Here is a 22,088-nt window from a genome sequence, read left to right as displayed (position 1 = left end):
TGAGTTAACATTGAGTTAACATTGAAATATAAACAATTGATTTACAGTAATATAAAATTTAAAAATAGGTGAAAATTTAATATTGGAAGGTAGATTATAGCATTAAATCCTTATTATTTAGCATTATTTCTTTGATCTTATAATTTTTTTTAGCCTGAAATCCCCATATTTAAATAAAAAAAGAATCTGCTTTTGCAGATTCTTTTGTATGATTAAATTGTTTTTTTATTATTCAAGTTCCCTTTTCAAAAATTTTCCTGTCAGACTTTTCTTAGACTTTACAATTTCTTCAGGAGTTCCCTGGGCTACGATCTGTCCTCCATATTTTCCTCCTTCAGGTCCTACATCGATAATATGGTCTGCCAATTTAATCACATCCATATTATGTTCGATGATGATAAATGAGTTTCCTAATTCCACTAATTTATTAATGGCTTCCATCAGGATTTTCACGTCTTCAAAATGCAGTCCGGTAGTAGGTTCATCCAGGATATAAAGGGTATTTCCAGTTTGTCTTTTTGCCAGTTCCGTTGCTAACTTGATACGCTGTGCTTCTCCTCCGGAAAGGGTTGTTGACTGCTGTCCCAAGGTAATATATCCTAACCCTACATCCTGTAATGTTTTTACTTTTGCAAAAATCTTAGGAATGGGCTGGAAGAAATCTACCGCTTCATCAATGGTCATATCCAGTACATCGGAAATGGATTTTCCTTTGTAGCGGACTTCCAGGGTTTCTCTGTTGAAACGTTTTCCGTTACAGGTTTCACAATGAACATATACATCCGGAAGGAAGTTCATTTCAATTACTTTTAATCCTCCACCCTGGCAGGTTTCACATCTTCCCCCTTTTACATTGAAAGAGAATCTTCCCGGTTTGTACCCCCGGATCTTACTCTCAGGTAATTCTGCAAAAAGATTTCTGATGTCTGTAAACATTCCTGTATAGGTTGCAGGATTGGAACGTGGCGTTCTTCCAATCGGAGTCTGGTCTACATCTACAATTTTATCAATATTATCCAGACCTTCAATTTTTTTATAAGGTAAAGGTTCCTGAACTGCTCTGTAAAAATGTTTATTAAGGATTGGATATAATGTTCCGTTGATCAGTGAAGATTTTCCGCTTCCTGAAATTCCGGTTACCACAACCAGTTTTCCCAGAGGAACATCCAGAGTTACATTTTTAAGATTATTTCCTGTAGCTCCTTTTAACAGTATATTTTTTCCGCTTCCGGCTCTCCTTTCCTCAGGAATGGCGATTTTTCTTTTTCCATTGATATACTGAGCGGTTATGGTATCCGCTTTCAATAAATCTTTAGGTTTCCCCTGCCAAAGAATCTCTCCTCCGAATTTTCCGGCTTTAGGACCAATATCCAGCACCTCATCGGCTTCAAGAATCATATCTTTATCATGCTCAACCACCAGTACAGAGTTTCCAATATCTCTAAGGTTCTTTAATGAGTGAATCAGCCTTTCATTATCTCTTTGGTGAAGACCAATACTTGGCTCGTCCAGAATATACAATACATTAACGAGCTGGGACCCTATCTGTGTTGCCAGACGTATCCTTTGGGATTCTCCTCCGGAAAGGGTTTTCGAACTTCTGCTCAAACTTAGATAATCCAAACCAACATCCAGCAAGAACTGAAGCCTGGTTTCAATTTCCTTTAAAATTTCGTGAGCAATAATTTTATTTTTTTCTGAGAATTTATCTTTTACATCAATTAACCAATCTTTTAAATCAGCTAAGCTTAACCCATTGACCTCAGCAATATTTTTACCATCTATTTTAAAGCTTAAGCTTGAAGGCTGAAGACGGCTTCCATTACATTCAGGACAGGTTTCTTCCGTAGTAAAATGTCTTTCCAGCAAGATCGCCTCATAAGATTCTCTTTCGTCAATAATTTCTTCCATAAACGGAATCAAACCATCAAAGCTGATCTTTATTTTTTTGGTAATTCCTGCATACTTAAGATCTTTATTAAATTCTTTGTGGCAGCCATTGTAGATATAATTCAAAGCTTCTTCCGGAATATCCTGCAAAGGTGTTGTCAATCCCAGTCCGAAGATCTCAAGGATATTTTTAATCTGCGCAAGAATCCATTTATTTGATTTGATATCTTCTAGGGGTAATAATCCACCCTGATTGATTGATAATTTTGGATTGTCTGTAAAATAATCTGTATTGATCTTTTTGATCATCCCCAGTCCTTTACAGTTTGGGCAGCTTCCTTTCGGAGAGTTGAAGGAAAAAGTATTAGGTTCCGGTAATGCTAAGGAATGTCCTGTTTCAGCATCCATTAAATTTTTGGAAAAATATTCAATATCTGTACTTCCCAACTTCTGGATTCCGATGATTCCCTCACCCATTTCCATTGCTGTACGCAATGATTTTTCCATTCGTGTCTCTGACGCACTTTCCCCAATGATCCAACGGTCGATAACAATATCAATATCATGGGTTTTATAACGGTCAAGCTTTAAATCATATTCAATATCCTGTAATTCTCCATCAATTCTAGCCTGTCCATAACCCTTTTTCGCCATCTGTACGAAAAGCTCATGGTAATGTCCTTTTCTGGATCGTACTACGGGTGCCAGCAGCATTATTTTTTCTCCTTTATAGTTTTCCTTGATGGTTTCAAGAATCTGATCTTCTGTATAGCTTACCAGCTTTTGCCCGGTAGACAAAGAGTAAGCATCAGAAACCCTTGCATATAAAAGACGCAGAAAATCATACAACTCTGTAACAGTTCCTACAGTAGAACGCGGGTTTTTATTGGTTGTTTTCTGTTCAATAGCAATGACAGGAGAAAGCCCTTCTATTTTATCTACATCCGGACGCTCCAGCCCACCCAGAAACTGGCGTGCATAGGCAGAGAATGTTTCGATATAACGACGCTGGCCTTCTGCAAAGATGGTATCAAAAGCCAGTGAAGATTTTCCACTTCCGGAAAGCCCGGTAATTACCACCAGCTCGTTTCGCGGAATTTTAACGTTAATATTCTTTAGATTGTGCTCACGTGCTCCGTAAACTTCTATATATTCTGTTGATTTGCTCATAATTCAGAGTGACTTTGCCTGAAAATCACAACGTGCAAAATTACGGAATTTTATGGAAATTTATTAATCGTAAAAGGTATAAAAGTTTAATCTTTATTAAATTGAGTGATACAGAAGTACTCAGGGAAATCTATAAAAGATTTTGTGGATTCTTTCAGAAAAATAAAAAAAGACCAATACAGTTTATATTGATCTTTTTATCGTTTATAGTATGTATTATTATTTTACAAATGAATTGTATGAACTTAATACAGATTCATAAGATGAGTCAATTTGCTGGATATTGCTATCCGGTATTTTACCTGCTGCTTTAGAATCCCTGATTAATTTTCTGTACGAGTCTAAAAAGTTTGAAGCATTTTTATTAAAACTTTCAAACTGAGATTTTTTATAAGCATACTGTGGATCTTTCACATCGAAAACCAATTTTGAATTGGCTTCTACAGCTTTAGCGAATTCATCATACTTTTTCTGTGCATCAGCTTCATTAAATTTTCCGGTATATTGCTTACCAAGCAATTCTACCACAGAATCTAAAGAATTCATCACACTTTTGGAAGATATGATATAGTCTTTCAACGGATGATCTTTAAGAATTACTTCTTCAGCGGCATCTGTTGCAGGCTTAATCTTCATCATAATATTCTCCCCTGATAAATAGAGCGCATTAGCTTCAGTTTCAAGCTCTTTTCTTAAGCTCTCAGCTTTGGCACCTTTATCATCTTTATAATCTTCGGAATTCATATAAGATTTAAACTCCTCAAACTTCTTTTCTATTGTTTCTTTTTTCGTTTTGTAAATATTGAAATCTGATTCAATAGCGGCTTTATCTTTTTCAAATCCGGAAGGAACACCTTTGATTTTTGAAAAGCTATAATCCATCGAGCTTATTACAATAGGCATTATGAGGACTTCTTCCCCTTTGGATTTCGAGACAGCAGCATCTGCATACTTTAAGATCCCTTCTATATGTTTAGAAGTGCTTTTATAGGAGTCTAAAAAGTTATTATTAAAATCAATAATAGCATTTGCATCCTGTTCTCCACCCAGATTCAAAACAGCATTTCCCAGCTTATCAGCTCCCTTTTTACAGCTTATATTCACTACTGTCAGGGATAAAGCCATGGCCAGTATTATTATCTTTCTCATATTTTTTGGTGTTCGTTTAGTTTTACATATCCTGAAATTCAACATCCTCATTGGTGATTTTCACCAGATATTCAATACCATCTATGGCTTTGGCAATAATTTGATTTCTAAGAATATTAGACATATTTTCCCAATATGCTCTTCCATAGAAGGAATAGTTTTGTGGAACAATCTCCACTTCTACTGTTCTTACAAAACCTTCTTTAGGTCTGTTGCTGACCATCGTTCCCCTTCTTACCCTTACGTCTCTCATTTCATCTTTCAGAACCATCCTGCAGTAATTCTTAACGTCTTCAAGTGAAATGATCTTATCTCTTGTTGTCAATGCATATTTATAAGCCTGGATGCTGTCTGTTCCTTTTTGTTCTTCCGCTCCTCCCAGAGTTTCAGCAAGCAAAACAATAGTCTGAGATTTCAGCTGATTAGACAGCTCTGTTCCGGGACGCATATGGTTAGCTAAAGTACAGTGGGTTACCCAGAAAGAAGCATACGTATGGTCTGTTTTTTCTACAGGCTCCATAATGACATAATTCAGTTCCTGTCTGATATTTCTTTTGGCATTATTCACTTTCTGTACCATAGATTTCATCTTATCAGACATTTCACTCAATACTCCTTTTACATTATCTCTGTTGAGAAGAGAAAAAGCAGCAATCTCATCCCGGGTCAGCTCCAGAACATTGGCAATCATATCTACAGCATTCCTGCTGGTGAAACGTTCCATTCCTCCTTTTCTTACAGTATATAAACCTTTTTTAAGGTCATCTGCCGGTGTAAAAGGAATTTCTGTATATTTTCTTCCGTCTCCGTCCTGAACATCATCTACATATAGGAAATGCTCTCCTTCGTCAGTAACCAGAGGAATATTATTTCCCATGATATCTAAACTGTATTCTGTTTTCTTCCAACCTCTGTTGTAGATGGGAAACGCATTCAGTACAAATGAAAAGTTATCCAGGATTTCAGCTGAAAACTGGGGTGGAAATTCAAAAGTTAGCCATAGAAACTTTTTATTCTCCATATATTTCACAATTTCTTCTTTTCCGTGAAGGAATTCAAGATTTTGCGGAAGTTTTCCGGGCTCTGAAAATAAACTGTTGGAAATTCCTGTAACCTCAATAAATTTATGACGGTAGATACTTTTAATATCTTCAATCACTTTGTTTCGGATAGACTGCTCTCTGAACATCTGTTCGTAACCATCCGGCTGGTTTTCCGTAAGATAACTCAGCCCCTCTCTTACAAACAATGGATTGCCATTACTGGTAACGCTGATATAAGGTAATAATTTATAGACAAAGTCTAAATGCTCAAATGCAGGATTGGAGCAAAAGATGCTTAAATATTTAGGAAAATTTTCGTTCGTATATTTACTGACATCAATCCCTACTGTAATTTTTCTATAGTCTTCGGGTTTTCCCGGAAATCTGGCAATAGGAATTTTATTGAAACGGTCATCTATACTGTAACATGTATTTCCTACAAACATAATTGAAGTATGAACTTTATTAATCCTTACATTTCCTACCGGAGTAAAGGGAATATTCAACTGCTTGTCTGATTCCGACTTTATGGTAGAAGTCATCTGTTTACGGAAGAAAAACTCCGTATGTTCCAGTAAGACTTCGGAAGACTCATAAGGTTGTGTAAAAGCTACAGAATGAGCCGGAATAGGATGTGTATAAATGGATGGCGTAAGAAGTTTTGCCAGTTTTTCTAAAATACGGGCATTAACCGTCTGAATTTCGTTATTAGCCTTAAAGACCTCTGTACTGAATGCATCTATCAGTAGTTTTACAAAAGGATCTAAAGATTGAGGGCTTTTGAGTCCCCATACTTTAGTTGCATTCTGAAGCATTCTGGCTTTTACAGATTCTTTGGAATATATATTCTGATCTAAATTCATAAATTTTTGGTGCTGTTAAAAAAAACATTTAATCAATAGACATAGGGCTTAGAAACAATTCTGTTGAAAAACTGAAACGTTCTCCCGTTGCTTCCATTTTTGCATTGATGGCAATTCTTACTTTCTTTTTGATTTCTGTGTGCTCTTTGGTATCGTAGCTGTGTTCTACAAATTGTATATTGGCATCTACCTGTGGCTGTACAATTCGGGGTTCGTACTCCTGAATCTGTCTTTTAAGACTCTTAACAAAAACATTTTCCCAGATCGCGCTGGTAACTCCGTTATCGAACTCCAGGTTCCAAACGTCATTACCATAATTTTCATCATATCTGTTCTCCCCTTTTTTAGTGGTAATCAGCAACATGATATTGTGGGCAATACTTTCCCCCATATCGCAGGTATCAATGCTTCCGCCTTCAGTCATTAAAGTTGAAGGTACAAAAGGCATTCTGTAATTTGGTGTATCCATAATCAACTTCTTATTTTTACTTCATGGTTAGGTTTACTTAAAAACGAAATACCAAAATACACATTTTCACTAAATAAATGTTTAATAATTTAAAATATTATTCAAAAACAAAGGCCTTCAAATTGAATTGAAAGCCCTGCTGCTATTATATCTTATTATGATATCAGTTTGTTTTTTTCCGGTTGATAAAATAATAGACCGGAAGTCCCAGGACAACCATGATCAACCCCGGCCACGTATATTGCTGTTTATATATTAAAAGCAGAATACAGAATCCCGTTCCAATCACTAAATAAATAATTGGAGTAACTGGATACAGCCATGTTTTATAAGGTCTTTCAAGGGCAGGCTGCTTGATTCTTAAGTAGATCACTCCGAAAACGGTAATCATATAAAATAAAACGATTACAAAAGAGATCATATCCAACAGATTTCCATACTGTCCGCTCAAACAAAGAAGTGAAGCCCAGACTCCCTGCATCCATAAGGCATTTTCAGGAACCTCATTGTTGTTATTTTTTTCTGCTGATTTAAAGAACATTCCATCTTTTGCCATAGTCTGAAAAACTCTTGCCCCGGCTAAGATTAATCCGTTATTACATCCAAATGTAGAAATCATAACCAGCAAAGCAATAATAATTGTTCCGGCGCTTCCAAAAATGTTCTGTGACGCCGCTACTGCTACCCTGTCATTGGTTGCAAAAGCAATTCCTTCTCTGTCCAATGCGTTTAAATACACAAAATTCACGGCAATATAAAGGAGCATTACAGCAGAAGTTCCATAGATCATAGACTTTACTACGTTTCTCTTCGGATTGTCAATTTCTCCGGAAACAAAGGTTACACTTTCCCAGGCTACAGAACTAAACACGGAACCTACCATAGCGGCAGCAATTCCTCCCAGTAAAGTCATCCCGTTAATGGGTTCCCAACCTTCTTTAAGGAAGTTGCCACTAAAGTCTTTTTTTAGATTATTAAATGAGTCCGTACCTAAGCTGAAGTTTTCAGCCATATGCGAAAAATCAACCAGTATAAATCCGGCTGCAATCAATCCCAGTAAAGCAATAATTTTAGAACCTGTAAATATATTCTGAAGCACTTTTCCACTTTGTACGCCTCTTGTATTGATATAGGTAAGCAGGAGAATGACAGCAATCGCTAAAATCTGTATCCAGGTAATTTTAAATTCTCCACTTTGAAAAATAGGTGCAGCATCATTAAGTGACGGAATAAGGTAGGCTGTAAATTTACCAAAAGCCATTGCCACCGCTGCAATAGTTCCGGTTTGTATTACCGTAAATAGCCCCCATCCATAAAGGAATCCCATCTTTTTTCCGAAAATCTCCTTCAGATATGTGTATTGGCCTCCAGCTTTTGGAAACAGGGCGGAAAGCTCTCCATAGCTTATGGCAGCAGCAACAGTCATCACTCCTGTTATAATCCAGACAACAATCAGCCAGTATCCGGATCCCAGATTACGCATCATATCAGCGCTTACAATGAAGATCCCACTTCCAATCATAGAGCCCATTACCAGCATAATGGCGTCCCATAGTTTCAATTTTTTTTGCATAGTCAAGTATAGGCGTCAAATATAAACAAATCTGCCTTTTATTTTAAATTTTATTGCAAATTCGATAACGCACATGTTTTATATCAACTTTTAATTGATTTTTGATTCAATATTAATTAGTACTTTTGGGAAAAATAATAAAATGAAATTCAAGACAATCATATTTGCAGCTGCTATAAGTGCTTCTTCACTGGCTTTTGCACAGGAAGTGGGACCTCCGGCAGGGAACGCTTTAGTAGGTGATACTTATGGAGCAAGCGTAGCATCCGGAGCTGAATCTAAAGCTGTTACTGTAGACCAACTGGGTAAACAGCTTAAAAAAGAAAACAAAAAGCTGGAAAACGTAGCTATCAAAGGTAAAGTAACTGATGTATGTGATAAAAAAGGATGCTGGCTTACTATTCAGACTGAGGATAATTCTAAATTTTTTGTAAAAATGAAAGATTATGCATTCTTTGTACCTACAGCTTTAAAAGGTAAAAACGTTGTATTGGAAGGCAATGCAGAAAGAAAAGTAACTTCTGTAAATGAGCAGAAACATTATGCGGAAGATGCTAAGAAACCACAGTCAGAAATTGACGCCATCACTCAGCCTAAAGAGGAAATCAGATTTGTAGCTAACGGAATAAAAGTCGTTAACTAAGGCTTCTGTATATAAAAACTAAATACGGCAATCAAGAGATTGCCGTATTTTTTAATCTTCTATCGTAAAACTTACTACTGCATCCAGTTTGGGATATTTCGTTTCAGAAATAAATTTCTTTCCTGTACAATCTATTTCCAGCCAACCTTTTCGTTTTTTCACATCTCCTACTTCCATTACAAAAGGGATAAAAGAAATCTCATCTTTTCCATCTTCTTTTATTTCTCTGTACTGAACAGCAATGTCCAGAATGCATTCATGTTCCGTATTTAGTTTTACATTTCTGTAGACTATATCGTAATGGGTTTCTTTATTTTCAGGAATTTCAAGATAAGCCTCCCATCCTGTAGTTTCAGAATTGAGTTCGCTTATTGCTTTCAAAGCATAAAAAAGGGCCACTGTATAATATTTCCTGGTTCCCTGTCTGGTATAATCATCTATGAAATGTCCTCCTTCAAATAAAATAGTCGGCATCCCGGCTTTTATAAAATTGTCTCCGGTTGATGTAGGATAAAACTCATCAGAATATCTTCCAATCTGATTAGGGATTATTTCTTTTAAATGATGATAAATACTTCCAATAACTGCCATACATTTTTTCCTGTTTTCAGTGACGGTACGTTCTACATTTTCAGAAGGTGCCAAAAAAGAGAGTGTAGCAGGATGAATGCCGTCGGTAGTAAAAATAGTTCTCTGCTCATGAAGGTTCAAGGCATAATCGTATTTTTTAGAGGCAGCAGCATTTTTAAGGAACTTAATCTCTTTACTGGCTTCATTGTGAAAATCTCTGTTCAGGTCAATATCCGCAGCATTCAGCCTTGTCCACTTTTCTGACCCGTCAGGATTAAGCATAAAAATAAAATCAAGTGTAATCTTACTGAACAAATCTTCTTTCATCTCAGGAGCCTTATCCAAACTTACCAAAAGATCCAGCATAGCATGAGTGGCATTAGATTCGTTTCCGTGCATTTGCGACCATGCTAAAATATGAATGTCACCGGTTCCGATGCTCAATTGATATATAGGTTTCTCTAAATATGATTTTCCGATCACCTGAATATAATCGACGAGATTCGTCTGTAGGTAAGAAAATAATTTTTCAGGGGAAATATACCGATTAGGAAAATTAGGGTGTTGGGAATAGATCTGTTCAAAATTCATTGTTGGAATAGTTTACAAAAATCAAATTTAACCATTTTAAGGCATAAAAACCAGATTAACATCTGTAAACAACTGTAAAAACAGTAAAAATTTGAAAATTTTCTCATCTTATCGATTTGTTTACATGAGTGAAATAGTTCAATTTAAAGAGATCAAAGTCTATTAACAGATGTAACATTGTTAAACAGTATGAAGAGCCATATTGTCTGTTGATAAAATTGTGGATTGCGAATAATTTAATTCAATATATTTAAATAACTACAATTCAACACTTTACGAAATCTATCTCAATCATGTTTATAAAGATACTTGAAGTGAATAAAAGCTTGTTTTATAGTAAATAGGCATAATTTTATTAAACATATCTAATGTGGATAAGTCCGTATTTTACATTGCTATACATTTGTAAATTAGCGAAATTCCGGGAATTTTATCAGAAATGGAGTCCCATTTTTATTAGTAAAGAGTTTTATCCAATGAAATAAAATTGCTTTGGTGGGCACGGAGATATTTAGCTCTAAAAAGCTTATAAAAGTGGTATTAATCCCCTATTTACATTCTTAATTTACCATTGTACACAATAGAAAACCTTGTTATAAAGCATTACAAGCCAGTATTGGGTCTTATTATATCTTCTTTGTAAGAATATAGCAGATTAATAATGTAAATAGTAAAAAATAGAAAATTATCTCCCAAAATACCCTGGAAAAGTCTTATAATTTACATTTATAATCAAGCTTTATTGGGAAAAAACGGTTCAAAATAGACAATATCATGGAGCTTAATGTACGCTGTAAATAATCAGATTATTATCTAGATACAATTGTAATTAATACGTATCATACTGTTTTACTATTAATTACATGCGGTTTACATTTGTATTCAATAAAATAAGCTCTTAATTTACACTTGTAGTTTGTTTTTGTAAATTATAATATTTACATTTGTAACATAATTAAAAGCTTATTTTTATGAGTTTAAACGAGAGAATTTCACAAGTTATAGAGTATTCTAATTTTACGCCTTCCGAATTTGCTGATGAGATTGATGTACAACGATCATCCATTTCACATATTACCTCAGGCAGAAATAAACCCTCTCTGGAGTTTATCATAAAAATAAAATCACGTTTCCCGGAACTTCTTTGGGACTGGCTGGTTACCGGTGAGGGAGAGATGCTGAAATCTTCACTTCCTGAAATAACAGTACATGAAGAAGAGGCTCATGATGATGAAAAAGAAAAAGGAAGGCCAACACCTCTACCCGATCTTTTCACTATGATGAATACCGATGATGAATTTGGAACTGACGAGATGGAAGCAGAGCTTCCCGGGGAAGGCCCTGCAGAATCGGTTATACCGGCCCAAAGTAAAGCTCAGGAAAAAATATCGGATTCTCAGCGATTAGAAAATTCAGCAGATCAAATTATCAGCCAAGCTATTGGAAATCAAACGAATAAGATAAAACGTATTGTTTTGTTCTATGAAAATGGAAAATTCGAAAGTTTTGAGCCTTAAAAAAAACCTGACCAAAAAAATGGTCAGGCTAAAAAATATTTGAAGAAGAAAACTAAAGCTATTGCTTTATTTTATTTTTAAAAATTTACGAATCCGTATTTTTATATTTTCCTGTTTTTTGATTAATCATACTCTATTCAGAGATGATACCCCGTCCAGCTATAATTAGAAAAATAATGAAACTGATCCCGGAGTAAAACTATCATCAGTAGGGGTAATCAGTGGAAAGTATTTTCATGCATTAGTTTTTTATTATTAACCAAATATAATAATTTAAAATTAAATCAACAATAAAAATAAAATTATTTTACGATATATATAACACAAACAAGAATTAGGTTTAATATCTTTAATTTGGATTGTTTTTTCAAACTTAATAAATTGACATTAAATCTGTTATACTTCTTATACCAGCATCATAAAAAAAGCCCACATTTCTGTGAGCTTTCTATTTGTTTATAACAACTGTTATTTTTTTCTTCTTTCCAGTTCCTTTTTAATAAGTCCCAGTTCTCTCCCTGTTTGCCCAGCCACAGAAGTGTTCTCACGAGCTCTTCTTGTCAGATAGGGAACAACATCCTTTACAGGTCCATATGGAAGGTATTTAGCCACATTATAGCCCTTATCAGACAAATAGAAAGTGATATTATCACTCATTCCGTAAAGCTGTCCAAAATAAACGTGAGGATTGTCGCTGTTCAAAGATTTGGCTTTCATTTTATTCATAATCAGTTCTGAAGAAACTTCGTTATGGGTTCCAAAGAAAGCAGAAACTTTATCCAGGTGATTCATTACAAAATCAATTCCTGCGTTATAGTTTTTATCTGAAGCATCTTTGGTAGGCTGAATCGGATCTGCATATCCTTTTTCTTCTGCTCTGGCTCTTTCTTTCTCCATATAAGCACCACGAACAATCTTGTAGCCTATGAAATAGTTCTTTTCTCTTGCTCTCTGAAGGTTTGCTTCCATGTATTCCAGTCTTCCAGTTCTGTACATCTGGATGGTATTCCAAACGATAGGTTTTTCCTGGTTATACTTCTCCATCATTTCTTCGCAAAGGTGATCTGCTGCGTCCTGCATCCAGGTTTCTTCTGCATCTACCATTACTTTTTTATCATTTTCGTGGCAAAGGCTGCATACCTCATCAAATCTCTTTACCACTCTTTCCCATTCTTCTTTCTGGCTTGTAGTAAGCTCTGCTCCTTTTCCAACGGCTTCATACAAATCAATCCTTCCAAATGCTGTAGGCTTGAAAACAATAAAAGGAATTGCCGGATTTCCTACTGAGAACCTTACAATATCCTTAATCTCTTTACACACCGCATCAAAAGTTTCTTCATCTTCCTTCCCTTCAATAGAGTAATCGAAAATACTTCCAACTCCTCTTTTGAAAAGCTGCTTTACAACTTTCATACTTTCTTCACGGGTTTCTCCTCCACAGAATTGAGCAAACAGAGTGTTTTTTACAATTCCTGTTACGAAAGGAAAATTATTGTGTACTGTAAAATTAAGGACAGATGTTCCAAGGCTGGTAAGTGCAGGCTGTTCAATCATTTTAAACATCCAGTAAGCCTTTCTCAGTTGTGCATCAGATTTATCTGCAAATGCAACTTTAGTATCATTAAAAATGGGCATTCCTATTTATTAAATTTAGTTTTACAAAGGTAATAATAACCTCAGTTTATTTAAAGAATTTTTTTTATAATTTACTCTCAATTCCGTTCAAAAGCATTGCAATAATTCCTACAAAAACCCAAAAACGTAATATATTAATTGTAAAGAAGTTACTTCTCCTTGAAGAATTTAAAAGCAGATAAATACAAATAATCATCACAAATAATCCACCGGCAAAATAATAAGCCATAAAACCGGCCACCCCTGTTTTGGTAATGATTTTCATTGAAACAGCCATTGTGATCAGCAGCAGAGAGATAAGAATGGCTTTTGTATTCTTAGTTTTAAAATAGTTTGGAATCGTGGTATACCCGAATGCTTTATCTACGCTTCTGGTCAATGTATCTTTTACAATATCAATACAAAGAAGGATCAGAAAAAGAAACACAGCCATCAGAATTATTTTTCTGGAAAAAGTTTCATAATATACCATCATTCCAAAGAAAGGGTATAAGGTAAGGCTTACAAAAGTGAGATTGTTGAGTATCAGTATTCTGCTCAGTTTATGGCTGTAGAACCACATAAAAAACTGGTATACCAGAAAAAAGAAGAAAACATTATGGGAAATCATCCAGGCTACTCCCAAAGAAATAACACTTAATACCAGATAAGCATATAAAAAGTATTTCTGCTTAATAAAGCTCTGAATTCTGGTTCTGAAAGGTTTTACAATATGATCTTTCTCCAGATCATAAAACTGGTTGATAATTCCACCGGCTAAAATGGTAAGAACGGTACAGAAAATAATGCCATGAACTTTGAAGTCAAATACAAAATTCCTGAATGTTTCATCCTGATTGAAGAGGAAAAAAGTGGAAACATAGAGGGCAAATGTCAGCAGAGCGGCTACAAAAAAGCGGGCTCCGAGCATAAAGCCCACGAATTGTGAGAATCTATAAAATAAAGATTTAGAGATATAATTTTCAGATTGGAAAGTTTCTTTTTCAGAATTCATTCCAACCTGTTTAAAATCTGTAAATCACCTCTTTTTGGAAACCATCAAGCATTTTTTCTGCTTTTTCATAGTCTTTGGTAAATCCTAAGATATACCCGCCTCCACCACTTCCGCAGAGTTTAAGGTAATAAGCATTGGAATCCAGACCTTTTTTCCAGATATTAAAAATACTTTCAGGAATCATAGGACGGAAATGTTCATAGGCCCAATGAGAAAGTTTCTTTAAATTTCTAAAGAACGGATTCATATCTTTTTTAAGGAAAGCTTCTATACATGCGTTATTGTAACGAATAAACTCTTCTTTCAGTGTTTTACGGAAACCTTCCGTTTTCATTTTTTCAAAGAAAATTTGAATCATGGGTCCGGTTTCTCCTGTTATTCCTGAATCGATAAGGAAAATAGCTCCTTTGCCTTCTTCGCCATTAGGGATTGATACCCGGTCTAAATTCTCTTTATTTTCGATCAGTATAGGTAAATTCATATAGCAGATCAACGGATCCATTCCTGAACTTTTACCATGGAAATAACTTTCCATTTCTCCGAAAACTGCCTTTAATTTTTTAAGATTATCTTTTGAAATGCTCTCAGCATTCAGCTTACTGACTGAATATTTTTCAAAAATAGCAGCTACTAAAGCGCCTGAACTTCCTACTCCATATCCCTGAGGAATATTGGAATCAAAGAAAAGTCCGTTTGATATATCAGTCTTAAAGCTCTTGATATCTAATTTAAAATCGTCGGAAAGATCAAGTACGGTAAGGTAATCAGCATATTTCTGCAGATGTCTGTTTGATTTAAGCTCAAATTCAGAGCTCAGATCTGAAAATTTTAAAGTTCCTTTATAGAAGCTGTAAGGTACTACAAGCCCCTGGGAATCTTCAATCATTCCATATTCTCCAAACAGGATTATTTTTGCATAAAATAGAGGGTTCGTCATGTTGACAATAAATCTTTTTGCAAAGTTAAAATTATTCTGCTGAATATAAGCAAAACTTGGACCGAATTCAGATTTATTTAATGCTGAACCCCTGGTTTTCGGCTTTCCATCATTCTCATAAAGCAAAGATGTTGACATTAATATAACAAAAAGCCTGATCAAATCAGGCTTTTTGTTGTATTTTTAAAATTATTGTTTTATCAGTTTCTTATTTACCGTCTGTTTCTCAGTTTCTATGCTGATTACATAGTTTCCTGTCTGTATGGAAGAGAGATGTACTTCTGCTTTATTTCCTTTTAAAGAAGACGCTGAAGATACTAACCTTCCTGCTTCATCAAAAATTTTATAGGATTTTAAATTTTCTTTTGATGAAATGATGATCATTGTTTTAGCAGGATTCGGATAGATTGAAATGGTATTATCTTTCACCGCTATATCTTCCACTCCTAAGAATTTACACAGGAATCCGGCATTCCATCCATTACCTGTACCCGATTCATTAGAGAAAAACTCAACTGTAATGGCCCCGGTAGGATCTGTAGATACAAATGGCCCCGGAGGTAAAGTCCCTGTAAGGTTATTTCCGTTTGGAAATAGTGGAGAACCTGCTGAAGGTCCATTATACACATACATATAGTCTTTAAAATTTTCCAAATTAAATTCGCTAAAAACCAAGGTCAGTTTGGAGTTGGACAGAGGATAAAAAGTTTTGGTCAGCTTTTCATTATTAGAATATCTTCCTGAAGCACCTCCTGAATCTGTAAATCGTGCCCCTGCACACCAGTCTCCGTCTGTTAAAAATGTTCTGTATTTCTGGTAAGCTGACGAACCTGAGCATTCACTTCCAACGGATAAATTATAATAGGTATTCGGATCCAGGTTGTTTATATTAAAACTATTGGAATTAACAGTTCCTGACTGTACAATAGTTCCGTCCATTTTGGAGAGTCTATATTTCCATGTTGACGAAAATCCATCAATAATAAAGGCACTTGCTGAATTCTGTGTGATGTCGGTAATACTTACATCCAGCACAGTGACTTCACAGGAAGAGGTACAGTTGGTACCCAGACAAGCTTTTGAATTAATTGTATTCCTTATGAACTCAGCGGGCTGTGGTCCAAATCCATTGGCAAAATTGATTCCCACTCCGCCCACCAAGTGGCAGTAGCTCATTATAGTACCTCCTCCAGATCCCGGAATTGGCCCTGCACATGCATTTCCCTGATTTCCACTTTGAGTGCCACAGCCATCAATGGCTGTATTATTACCATTCCAAACGCAGGCATGGGTATGCTGAGATCCTAGTCCATGCCCCATTTCGTGGGTAGTTACGTTGACCGTCCAGGAATACATTGGAAACTGCTGATAATTGATTTGAACCGGTGCGTAACAATATTTCAAATCTGAACATAGAGAATTGATGTAGGCATATCCGGTAGCTGTAGGTGAGGTCACCAGCTGGGCAATATCACCGTTAAAATAAGGTCTGCCATTTCTGAACACTCCTAGATCGGGATCATAATTGCCTGTATAAGGATCCGGTGTGGTCCACACATATATTTCACTTAAGGAGACTTTAATATCATCATTAAAGTAAATGGTTTCTAAACTGTTATGAATAGCGGTCATCCAGTTAATGGTAGCGGTTATATTGGAACCATTACCCTGATAAGGTTTGTAGCCTACTTCATAAAATATTCTTACACAATTATCAGTCATCGTTCTTCTTGTGAGCTGCCCCGGATCAGGTGCTGTTTTTTGAATTTTATTTTCCTTCAATTCATCTGCACCACAGATAAAACTGTTTTGCACGGTCAGCTTAGATTCTGAATAACTTACGAAATCGCTTGAATTCTTCATCTTTCCCAGCACGATATTTCCCAACGCTGGTGTTGAGATAATTCCTACCACATCATTATCAAAGAAGCTGAAAGATACAATAGACTGATCATCTCCTTTTACAATGCCGCGATAATAAATTCCCGGATGGTAAGGTACAAGTTCATCTTTTTTGGTTTTTACTTTAAAATCTGCGGTGAAAATCTGCTTTTTATACAGTTGAACGGTGATTTCTTTGTCTCCGTCAAAAGGAAAAGAGACCTCAAGGAATTCGGGACTTTCGGCAAGTAACCTCATTAGCTTGGGTACATTCAGGTTAAAAACCGTGGCGTCCGGTGCTATTTTCTTTAGATCAACCAGATTATCAAGGTTTTTCACATCAAATAGGCCATACCTTGGAGCACGGTAGTTTAATTTCTCATATTCATGGACTTTTCTGGCTACAGGTTTAATCTCCTGAGCAAAACTGAAAAAATTCCAAAACAACACAGTAAACATTAGAATTTTCTTAATCATTATTAATTTTTTGTTAAAAATATAAATAAATACACACATATCACTGCATATCTATACATAAAGAAGAATAAAAATCATCAATGTATAAAAAAACCACAGTAGAAATAATTTCACTGTGGTTTAGCTATTATTTTATCATAGGAGAACCCATTATGTTATTGCTTTATAAGTTTTTTATTTACCGTTTGCTTTTCGGTCTCAATACTGATTATATAATTTCCTGTTAGTATGGAAGAAAGATTTATTTCTGTTTTATTCCCTTTCAGAGAAGATGCCGAGGTTACTACTCTTCCTACCTCATCAAAAATTTTATAGGATCTTAAATTTTCTTTTGATGAAATGATGATCATTGTTTTGGCAGGGTTTGGATAGATTGAAATGGTATTATCTTTTACATCGATATCTTCCACTCCTAAAAATTTACACAGGAATCCTGCATTCCATCCATTAGCTGTACCAGTAGCATCAGAGAAGAATTCAACCGTAATTGCTCCGGTAGGATCTGTAGACACAAATGGTCCGGGAACAATATAGCCGGTAAGATTATTCCCATTTGGAAATAAAGGCGATCCTGCAGAAGGGCCATTATACACATACATATAGTCTTTAAAGCTTTCCAAATTAAATTCGCTAAAAACCAGGGTCAGTTTAGAATTGGACAGTGGGTAAAAAGTTTTGGTAAGCTTTTCATCATTAGAATACGTTCCTGAAGTACCTCCCGAATCTGTAAACCGTACTCCTGCACACCAGTCTCCATCTGTTAAAAATGTTCTGTGTTTTTGGAAGGCTGAGGACCCGGAACAGTCTGTTCCTATATATAAATTGTAATAGGTATTGGGAGCTAAACTATTTAAATTAAAACTGTTTGAATTAGTGGTTCCTGACTGCACAATGGTCCCATCCATTTTAGAGAGCCTATACTTCCATGATATGGAAGTACCATCTATAATAAAAACGCTCGCTGTGCTTTGCGTTATATCCGTAATACTAAGATCCAATATAGTGGTTTCACATGAAGAAGTACAGTTCGTACCCAGACAGGCTTTTGAATTAATCATATTCCTTATTAACTCGGCTGGTTGCTGCCCAAATCCGTTGGCAAAATTAATTCCAACTCCGGAAACCGAACCGCAATAACTCATAATAGTACCTCCTCCCGGTCCCGGAAGTGGCCCTGGGCAAACACTTCCCTGAGATCCACCTAGGGCTCCACAGCCATCAATAGCTGTATTATTACCATTCCAGGCACAGGCGTGAGTATGAGGAGAGCCTAATCCATGCCCCATCTCATGGGCAATAGTATAGATCGTTATTGAAAACATTGGAAATTGATCATAATTTATGGCAACAGGAGAAAAACCATATTTCAGATCTGAACACAATGAGTTGAGATATGCCATGCCCTGACCTCCAGGAACAGTTATGAGCTCTGCAATATCGCCATTAAAAAAAGGTCTGTTACTTCTGAACATTCCCAGATTGGCATCTGCCCCTCCTGTATATGGATCCGGCGTTGTCCACACATATATTTCGCTTAAAGAGATTTTAATATCATCATTAAAATATAAGGTTTCAACACTGTTATGAATAGCAGTCATCCAGTTAATGGTAGCAGTTGTATTGGATCCATTACCCTGATAAGGTTTGTAGCCTACTTCATAAAATACCCGTACACAATTATCGGTCATGGTTCTTCTTGTGAGTTGCTCAGGGTCAAGTGATGGCCTTTGAATCCTATTTTCCATCAATTCATCTGCCCCACAGATAAAACTGTTTTGTACAGTCAGCTTAGATTCTGAATAACTTACGAAATCGCTTGAATTCTTCATCTTTCCCAGGACGATATTTCCCAACGCTGGTGTCGAAATAATTCCTACCACATCATTATCAAAGAAGCTGAAAGATACAATAGACTGATCATCTCCTTTTACAATGCCACGATAATAAATTCCCGGATGGTAAGGTACAAGTTCATCTTTTTTAGTTTTCACTTTAAATCTGCGGTGAAAATCTGCTTTTTATACAGCTGAACAGTGATTTCTTTGTCTCCGTCAAAAGGAAAAGATACTTCAAGAAATTCGGGGCTTTCAGCCATTAATCTTTTTAATTTTGGCTGATCAAGACCAAAGATGGTAGCATCAGTTGCTATTTTTCTGAGATCAACCATATTATCAAGGTTTTTCACATCAAATAGGCCATACCTTGGCGCACGGTAGTTTAATTTCTCATATTCATGGATTTTTCTGGCTACAGGTTTAATCTCCTGAGCAAAACTGAAAAAATTCCAAAACAACACAATAAACACTAGAATTTTTTTAATCATTATTAATTTTTAAATTAAAAATACAAATAATACCCACATATTAAGGTAAACTCATAAATAAAGATTAATAATGTATAAAAAAACCATAGCAGAAATAATTCTACTATGGTTTATCTATTATTTTATGATCTCTACTTCTATATCATTATGAGAACACTTTTTATTATTGTTTTATCAGTTTCTTGTTTACTGTCTGTTTCTCTGTTTCTATACTGATTACATAGTTTCCTGTCTGTATGGAAGAAAGGTTTACTTCTGTTTTATTCCCTTTCAAAGAAGAGGCTGAAGACACCAACCTTCCCGCTTCATCAAAAATTTTATAGGATTTTAATGTTTCATCGGATGAAATGACAATCATATTTTTTGCAGGGTTAGGATAGATGTTTATTGAGTTATTTTTCGTGTTAACATCTGCCACTCCCAAAACATTACAGGAGAAATTCACATTCCAGCCATTTGCGGTAACTCCTGCATCAGAAACAAATTTTACAGTTATAGCACCGGAAGGATCTGTTGATGTAAACGGACCGGGAACGGTATTTCCTGTCAGATTATTTCCATTAGCAAATACTGGTGAAGCCGTAGAAGGCCCATTATACACATACATAAAATCATAATCTTCTTCAAGGTCAAATGCTGTAAATGTCATGGTCATAGAGGAACCTGAGGCAGGATAAAATGTTTTTACCAGTTCTTCATTGTTTTTATAACTTCCGGCAGAACCTCCCGTATCTGTAAACGGCACTCCTCCACACCAATCTGCATCGGTAAGAACCAGACCTGATTTTTGATAATATGTTTCATTTGCACATGGACCTACAGCGTCAACTTTATAGTATGTTCCCGGCTGTAGATTTGCGATACTGAAAGAGGGAGAGTTTGTATTTCCTGTAGTCACATTAGTTCCATCCAATTTAGAAACTTTATACTTCCATGAGGAAGATATAGCATCCGTAATGAACATATTGGCAGAATTCTGTGTAGTAGAAGTGGGCGCTATAGAAGAAATACTTGGAACACATGATGTTGTACAATTGGTACCAAGGCATGGTTTGGAGTCTATTGTACTTCTAATTAAAGCTGCCGGCTGGGTACCAAAACCATTACTGAAATTAATCCCGATGTTTGACATCAGATGGCAATAGCTCATAATGGTACCTGATGGTGGCAGAACATTACTGGTACATGTAAGTCCTTCGCTGTTTATGATGGAAGGCATTGCTGTGGGTCCACACCAGTCAATGGGAGTATTATTTCCGTTCCACGCACAAGCATGAGTATGCGGAGACCCTAAGCCGTGTCCCATTTCGTGAGTCATCGCCTGAATAGTCCATGAATATACCGGCACATTATTATACGTCTGAGAAATCCCGGAATACGCATGTGCGTAGGTTTTACACAGGGAATTCAGAAAAGCAATACTTGTAGTACTCGGAGTATTAATTAAATGGGCAAGATCACCGTTAAAAGTTTGTCTGGCAGCTGAAAATTTATTTAAATTACTGCTTGGGCTTCCTGTATAAGGATCCTGGGTAGTCCAGATATAGATCTCGCTTAGGGCTGTTTTTATATCGTCATTGGTATATAACGTAGCAATGTTATTATGAATAGCTGTAAGCCAGTTGGTAACGGTTGTTGTATTGGAACCGTTATTCTGATAGGGCTTAAAACAAACTTCATAATAAACCCGAACACAATTCTGAGTTAATGTTGTATTCTTATTTGCATTCGGATCGTATGATATTTTTTGATCATTGTTTTCTTTCAATTCATCAACACCACAGATAAAAGGGTTTGTCCCTGTCAATTTAGAGTCTGAATAGCTTACAAAATCTTCAGAATTTTTAGCTTTTCCAACGACTATATTTCCCAGTTCCGGGGTAGAAGCTACTCCTACAACGTCATTATTAAAAAAACTAAAGGCCACAATGGAATTATTATTTCCTTTTACAATTCCCTGATAATAAACTCCCGGAGTATAATTGACTGTTTTCCCGGTATTGGTAACCACTTTGAAACTGTTGGTGAAAATCTGATTTTTATACATTTCTACGGTAATCTGCCGTCCTCCGGCAAAAGGAAATGTAATTTCAATAAGGTCAGGCTTGTCATTAACGAGTCTCTTCAGCTCGGAAGATTTTAGGGAAATAACACTAATATCTGTTGCAGACTTTCTGTATTCTGCCAGCTTATCCGTGTTGTTATTAACTTCAAACAGGTCATACGTTTTAGACTCTATTTTACCATTATGATATTCCGAAATTTTCTGAGCAACCGGTTTCAATTTCTGGGAAAACCCCAAAACAAAACATTGCATGAAGCAAATCAATAGAACTTTTTTCATGATTTTGATAATTTTATTC

Annotated in this window: 15 protein-coding genes; 2 read left to right on the top strand and 13 right to left on the bottom strand. The window is 35.8% G+C overall.

Annotated features, from left to right (window positions below):
- Window positions 1–228: 228 nt before the first annotated feature.
- From uvrA to DRF57_RS12615, 5 genes are all read right to left on the bottom strand, one after another.
- On the bottom strand, window positions 229–3,060 hold the full coding sequence (gene uvrA / locus DRF57_RS12635; protein WP_047495856.1) for an excinuclease ABC subunit UvrA: 2,832 nt from the start codon (window positions 3,058–3,060) through the stop codon (window positions 229–231).
- A gap of 219 nt (window positions 3,061–3,279) precedes the next feature.
- The gene (locus tag DRF57_RS12630; protein WP_115918835.1) at window positions 3,280–4,209 is read right to left on the bottom strand and encodes a DUF6845 domain-containing protein; all 930 of its coding nucleotides are present in this window, start codon (window positions 4,207–4,209) and stop codon (window positions 3,280–3,282) included.
- A gap of 22 nt (window positions 4,210–4,231) precedes the next feature.
- Window positions 4,232–6,115 carry a type VI secretion system baseplate subunit TssF gene (locus tag DRF57_RS12625; protein ID WP_047495862.1) on the bottom strand — a complete coding sequence of 628 codons (1,884 nt, stop codon included), beginning with the start codon at window positions 6,113–6,115 and terminating at the stop codon, window positions 4,232–4,234.
- Window positions 6,116–6,143: 28 nt separating this feature from the next.
- Complete coding sequence (locus DRF57_RS12620) at window positions 6,144–6,584, bottom strand: GPW/gp25 family protein (protein WP_047495934.1); 441 nt, start codon at window positions 6,582–6,584, stop codon at window positions 6,144–6,146.
- A 163-nt stretch (window positions 6,585–6,747) separates the two neighbouring features.
- Window positions 6,748–8,157 carry an APC family permease gene (locus tag DRF57_RS12615; RefSeq protein WP_115918833.1) on the bottom strand — a complete coding sequence of 470 codons (1,410 nt, stop codon included), beginning with the start codon at window positions 8,155–8,157 and terminating at the stop codon, window positions 6,748–6,750.
- Window positions 8,158–8,299: 142 nt separating this feature from the next.
- On the opposite strand from DRF57_RS12615, the gene DRF57_RS12610 reads away from it, so the two are divergent.
- The gene (locus tag DRF57_RS12610; protein WP_047495868.1) at window positions 8,300–8,800 is read left to right on the top strand and encodes a DUF4920 domain-containing protein; all 501 of its coding nucleotides are present in this window, start codon (window positions 8,300–8,302) and stop codon (window positions 8,798–8,800) included.
- Window positions 8,801–8,851: 51 nt separating this feature from the next.
- Here the strand turns inward: DRF57_RS12610 and DRF57_RS12605 are convergent, their stop codons facing one another.
- Window positions 8,852–9,961 (bottom strand): M14 family zinc carboxypeptidase, encoded by a 1,110-nt coding sequence (locus tag DRF57_RS12605; RefSeq protein ID WP_115918831.1) that lies wholly within the window; start codon window positions 9,959–9,961, stop codon window positions 8,852–8,854.
- A gap of 971 nt (window positions 9,962–10,932) precedes the next feature.
- Between DRF57_RS12605 and DRF57_RS12600 the strand changes: the two genes are divergently transcribed.
- Window positions 10,933–11,478 carry a helix-turn-helix transcriptional regulator gene (locus DRF57_RS12600; protein ID WP_084083914.1) on the top strand — a complete coding sequence of 182 codons (546 nt, stop codon included), beginning with the start codon at window positions 10,933–10,935 and terminating at the stop codon, window positions 11,476–11,478.
- 468 nt (window positions 11,479–11,946) lie between these two features.
- On the opposite strand, the gene DRF57_RS12595 is transcribed toward DRF57_RS12600, so the two are convergent.
- From DRF57_RS12595 to DRF57_RS12565, 7 genes are all read right to left on the bottom strand, one after another.
- A complete protein-coding gene (locus tag DRF57_RS12595; RefSeq protein ID WP_115918829.1) occupies window positions 11,947–13,113 on the bottom strand; it encodes a proline dehydrogenase family protein in 1,167 nt (388 codons plus the stop codon).
- 64 nt (window positions 13,114–13,177) lie between these two features.
- Window positions 13,178–14,107 (bottom strand): UbiA family prenyltransferase, encoded by a 930-nt coding sequence (locus tag DRF57_RS12590; protein WP_115918827.1) that lies wholly within the window; start codon window positions 14,105–14,107, stop codon window positions 13,178–13,180.
- Between the two features lie 10 nt (window positions 14,108–14,117).
- Window positions 14,118–15,044, bottom strand: coding sequence for a mevalonate kinase family protein (locus tag DRF57_RS12585; RefSeq protein ID WP_047495939.1), 927 nt, complete (start codon window positions 15,042–15,044; stop codon window positions 14,118–14,120).
- Between the two features lie 189 nt (window positions 15,045–15,233).
- On the bottom strand, window positions 15,234–17,402 hold the full coding sequence (locus DRF57_RS12580) for a T9SS type A sorting domain-containing protein (RefSeq protein ID WP_115918879.1): 2,169 nt from the start codon (window positions 17,400–17,402) through the stop codon (window positions 15,234–15,236).
- A gap of 155 nt (window positions 17,403–17,557) precedes the next feature.
- The gene (locus DRF57_RS12575) at window positions 17,558–19,393 is read right to left on the bottom strand and encodes a T9SS type A sorting domain-containing protein (protein ID WP_115918825.1); all 1,836 of its coding nucleotides are present in this window, start codon (window positions 19,391–19,393) and stop codon (window positions 17,558–17,560) included.
- On the bottom strand, window positions 19,390–19,725 hold the full coding sequence (locus DRF57_RS12570; RefSeq protein ID WP_115918823.1) for a hypothetical protein: 336 nt from the start codon (window positions 19,723–19,725) through the stop codon (window positions 19,390–19,392). Before DRF57_RS12570 ends, DRF57_RS12575 begins: the two co-directional genes overlap by 4 nt.
- Window positions 19,726–19,888: 163 nt before the next feature.
- A complete protein-coding gene (locus DRF57_RS12565; RefSeq protein ID WP_228450379.1) occupies window positions 19,889–22,069 on the bottom strand; it encodes a T9SS type A sorting domain-containing protein in 2,181 nt (726 codons plus the stop codon).
- Between the last annotated feature and the right edge of the window lie 19 nt (window positions 22,070–22,088).

The sequence above is a fragment of the Chryseobacterium rhizosphaerae genome (assembly GCF_003385455.1).
Classification (GTDB): Bacteria; Bacteroidota; Bacteroidia; order Flavobacteriales; family Weeksellaceae; genus Chryseobacterium; species Chryseobacterium rhizosphaerae.
The sequence above is the reverse complement of the archived record's forward strand: the minus strand, read 5'-3'. Positions and strand labels throughout refer to the sequence as shown.

Coding starts and splice junctions, on each gene's coding strand:
- DRF57_RS12580 (WP_115918879.1), bottom strand. CDS start 17,402: ATGATTAAGAAAATTCTAATGTTTACTGTGTTGTTTTGGAATTTTTTC.
- DRF57_RS12625 (WP_047495862.1), bottom strand. CDS start 6,115: ATGAATTTAGATCAGAATATATATTCCAAAGAATCTGTAAAAGCCAGA.
- DRF57_RS12565 (WP_228450379.1), bottom strand. CDS start 22,069: ATGAAAAAAGTTCTATTGATTTGCTTCATGCAATGTTTTGTTTTGGGG.
- DRF57_RS12605 (WP_115918831.1), bottom strand. CDS start 9,961: ATGAATTTTGAACAGATCTATTCCCAACACCCTAATTTTCCTAATCGG.
- DRF57_RS12630 (WP_115918835.1), bottom strand. CDS start 4,209: ATGAGAAAGATAATAATACTGGCCATGGCTTTATCCCTGACAGTAGTG.
- DRF57_RS12595 (WP_115918829.1), bottom strand. CDS start 13,113: ATGCCCATTTTTAATGATACTAAAGTTGCATTTGCAGATAAATCTGAT.
- DRF57_RS12620 (WP_047495934.1), bottom strand. CDS start 6,584: ATGGATACACCAAATTACAGAATGCCTTTTGTACCTTCAACTTTAATG.
- DRF57_RS12570 (WP_115918823.1), bottom strand. CDS start 19,725: ATGATTAAAAAAATTCTAGTGTTTATTGTGTTGTTTTGGAATTTTTTC.
- DRF57_RS12585 (WP_047495939.1), bottom strand. CDS start 15,044: ATGACGAACCCTCTATTTTATGCAAAAATAATCCTGTTTGGAGAATAT.
- DRF57_RS12590 (WP_115918827.1), bottom strand. CDS start 14,107: ATGAATTCTGAAAAAGAAACTTTCCAATCTGAAAATTATATCTCTAAA.
- DRF57_RS12615 (WP_115918833.1), bottom strand. CDS start 8,157: ATGCAAAAAAAATTGAAACTATGGGACGCCATTATGCTGGTAATGGGC.
- uvrA (WP_047495856.1), bottom strand. CDS start 3,060: ATGAGCAAATCAACAGAATATATAGAAGTTTACGGAGCACGTGAGCAC.
- DRF57_RS12610 (WP_047495868.1), top strand. CDS start 8,300: ATGAAATTCAAGACAATCATATTTGCAGCTGCTATAAGTGCTTCTTCA.
- DRF57_RS12600 (WP_084083914.1), top strand. CDS start 10,933: ATGAGTTTAAACGAGAGAATTTCACAAGTTATAGAGTATTCTAATTTT.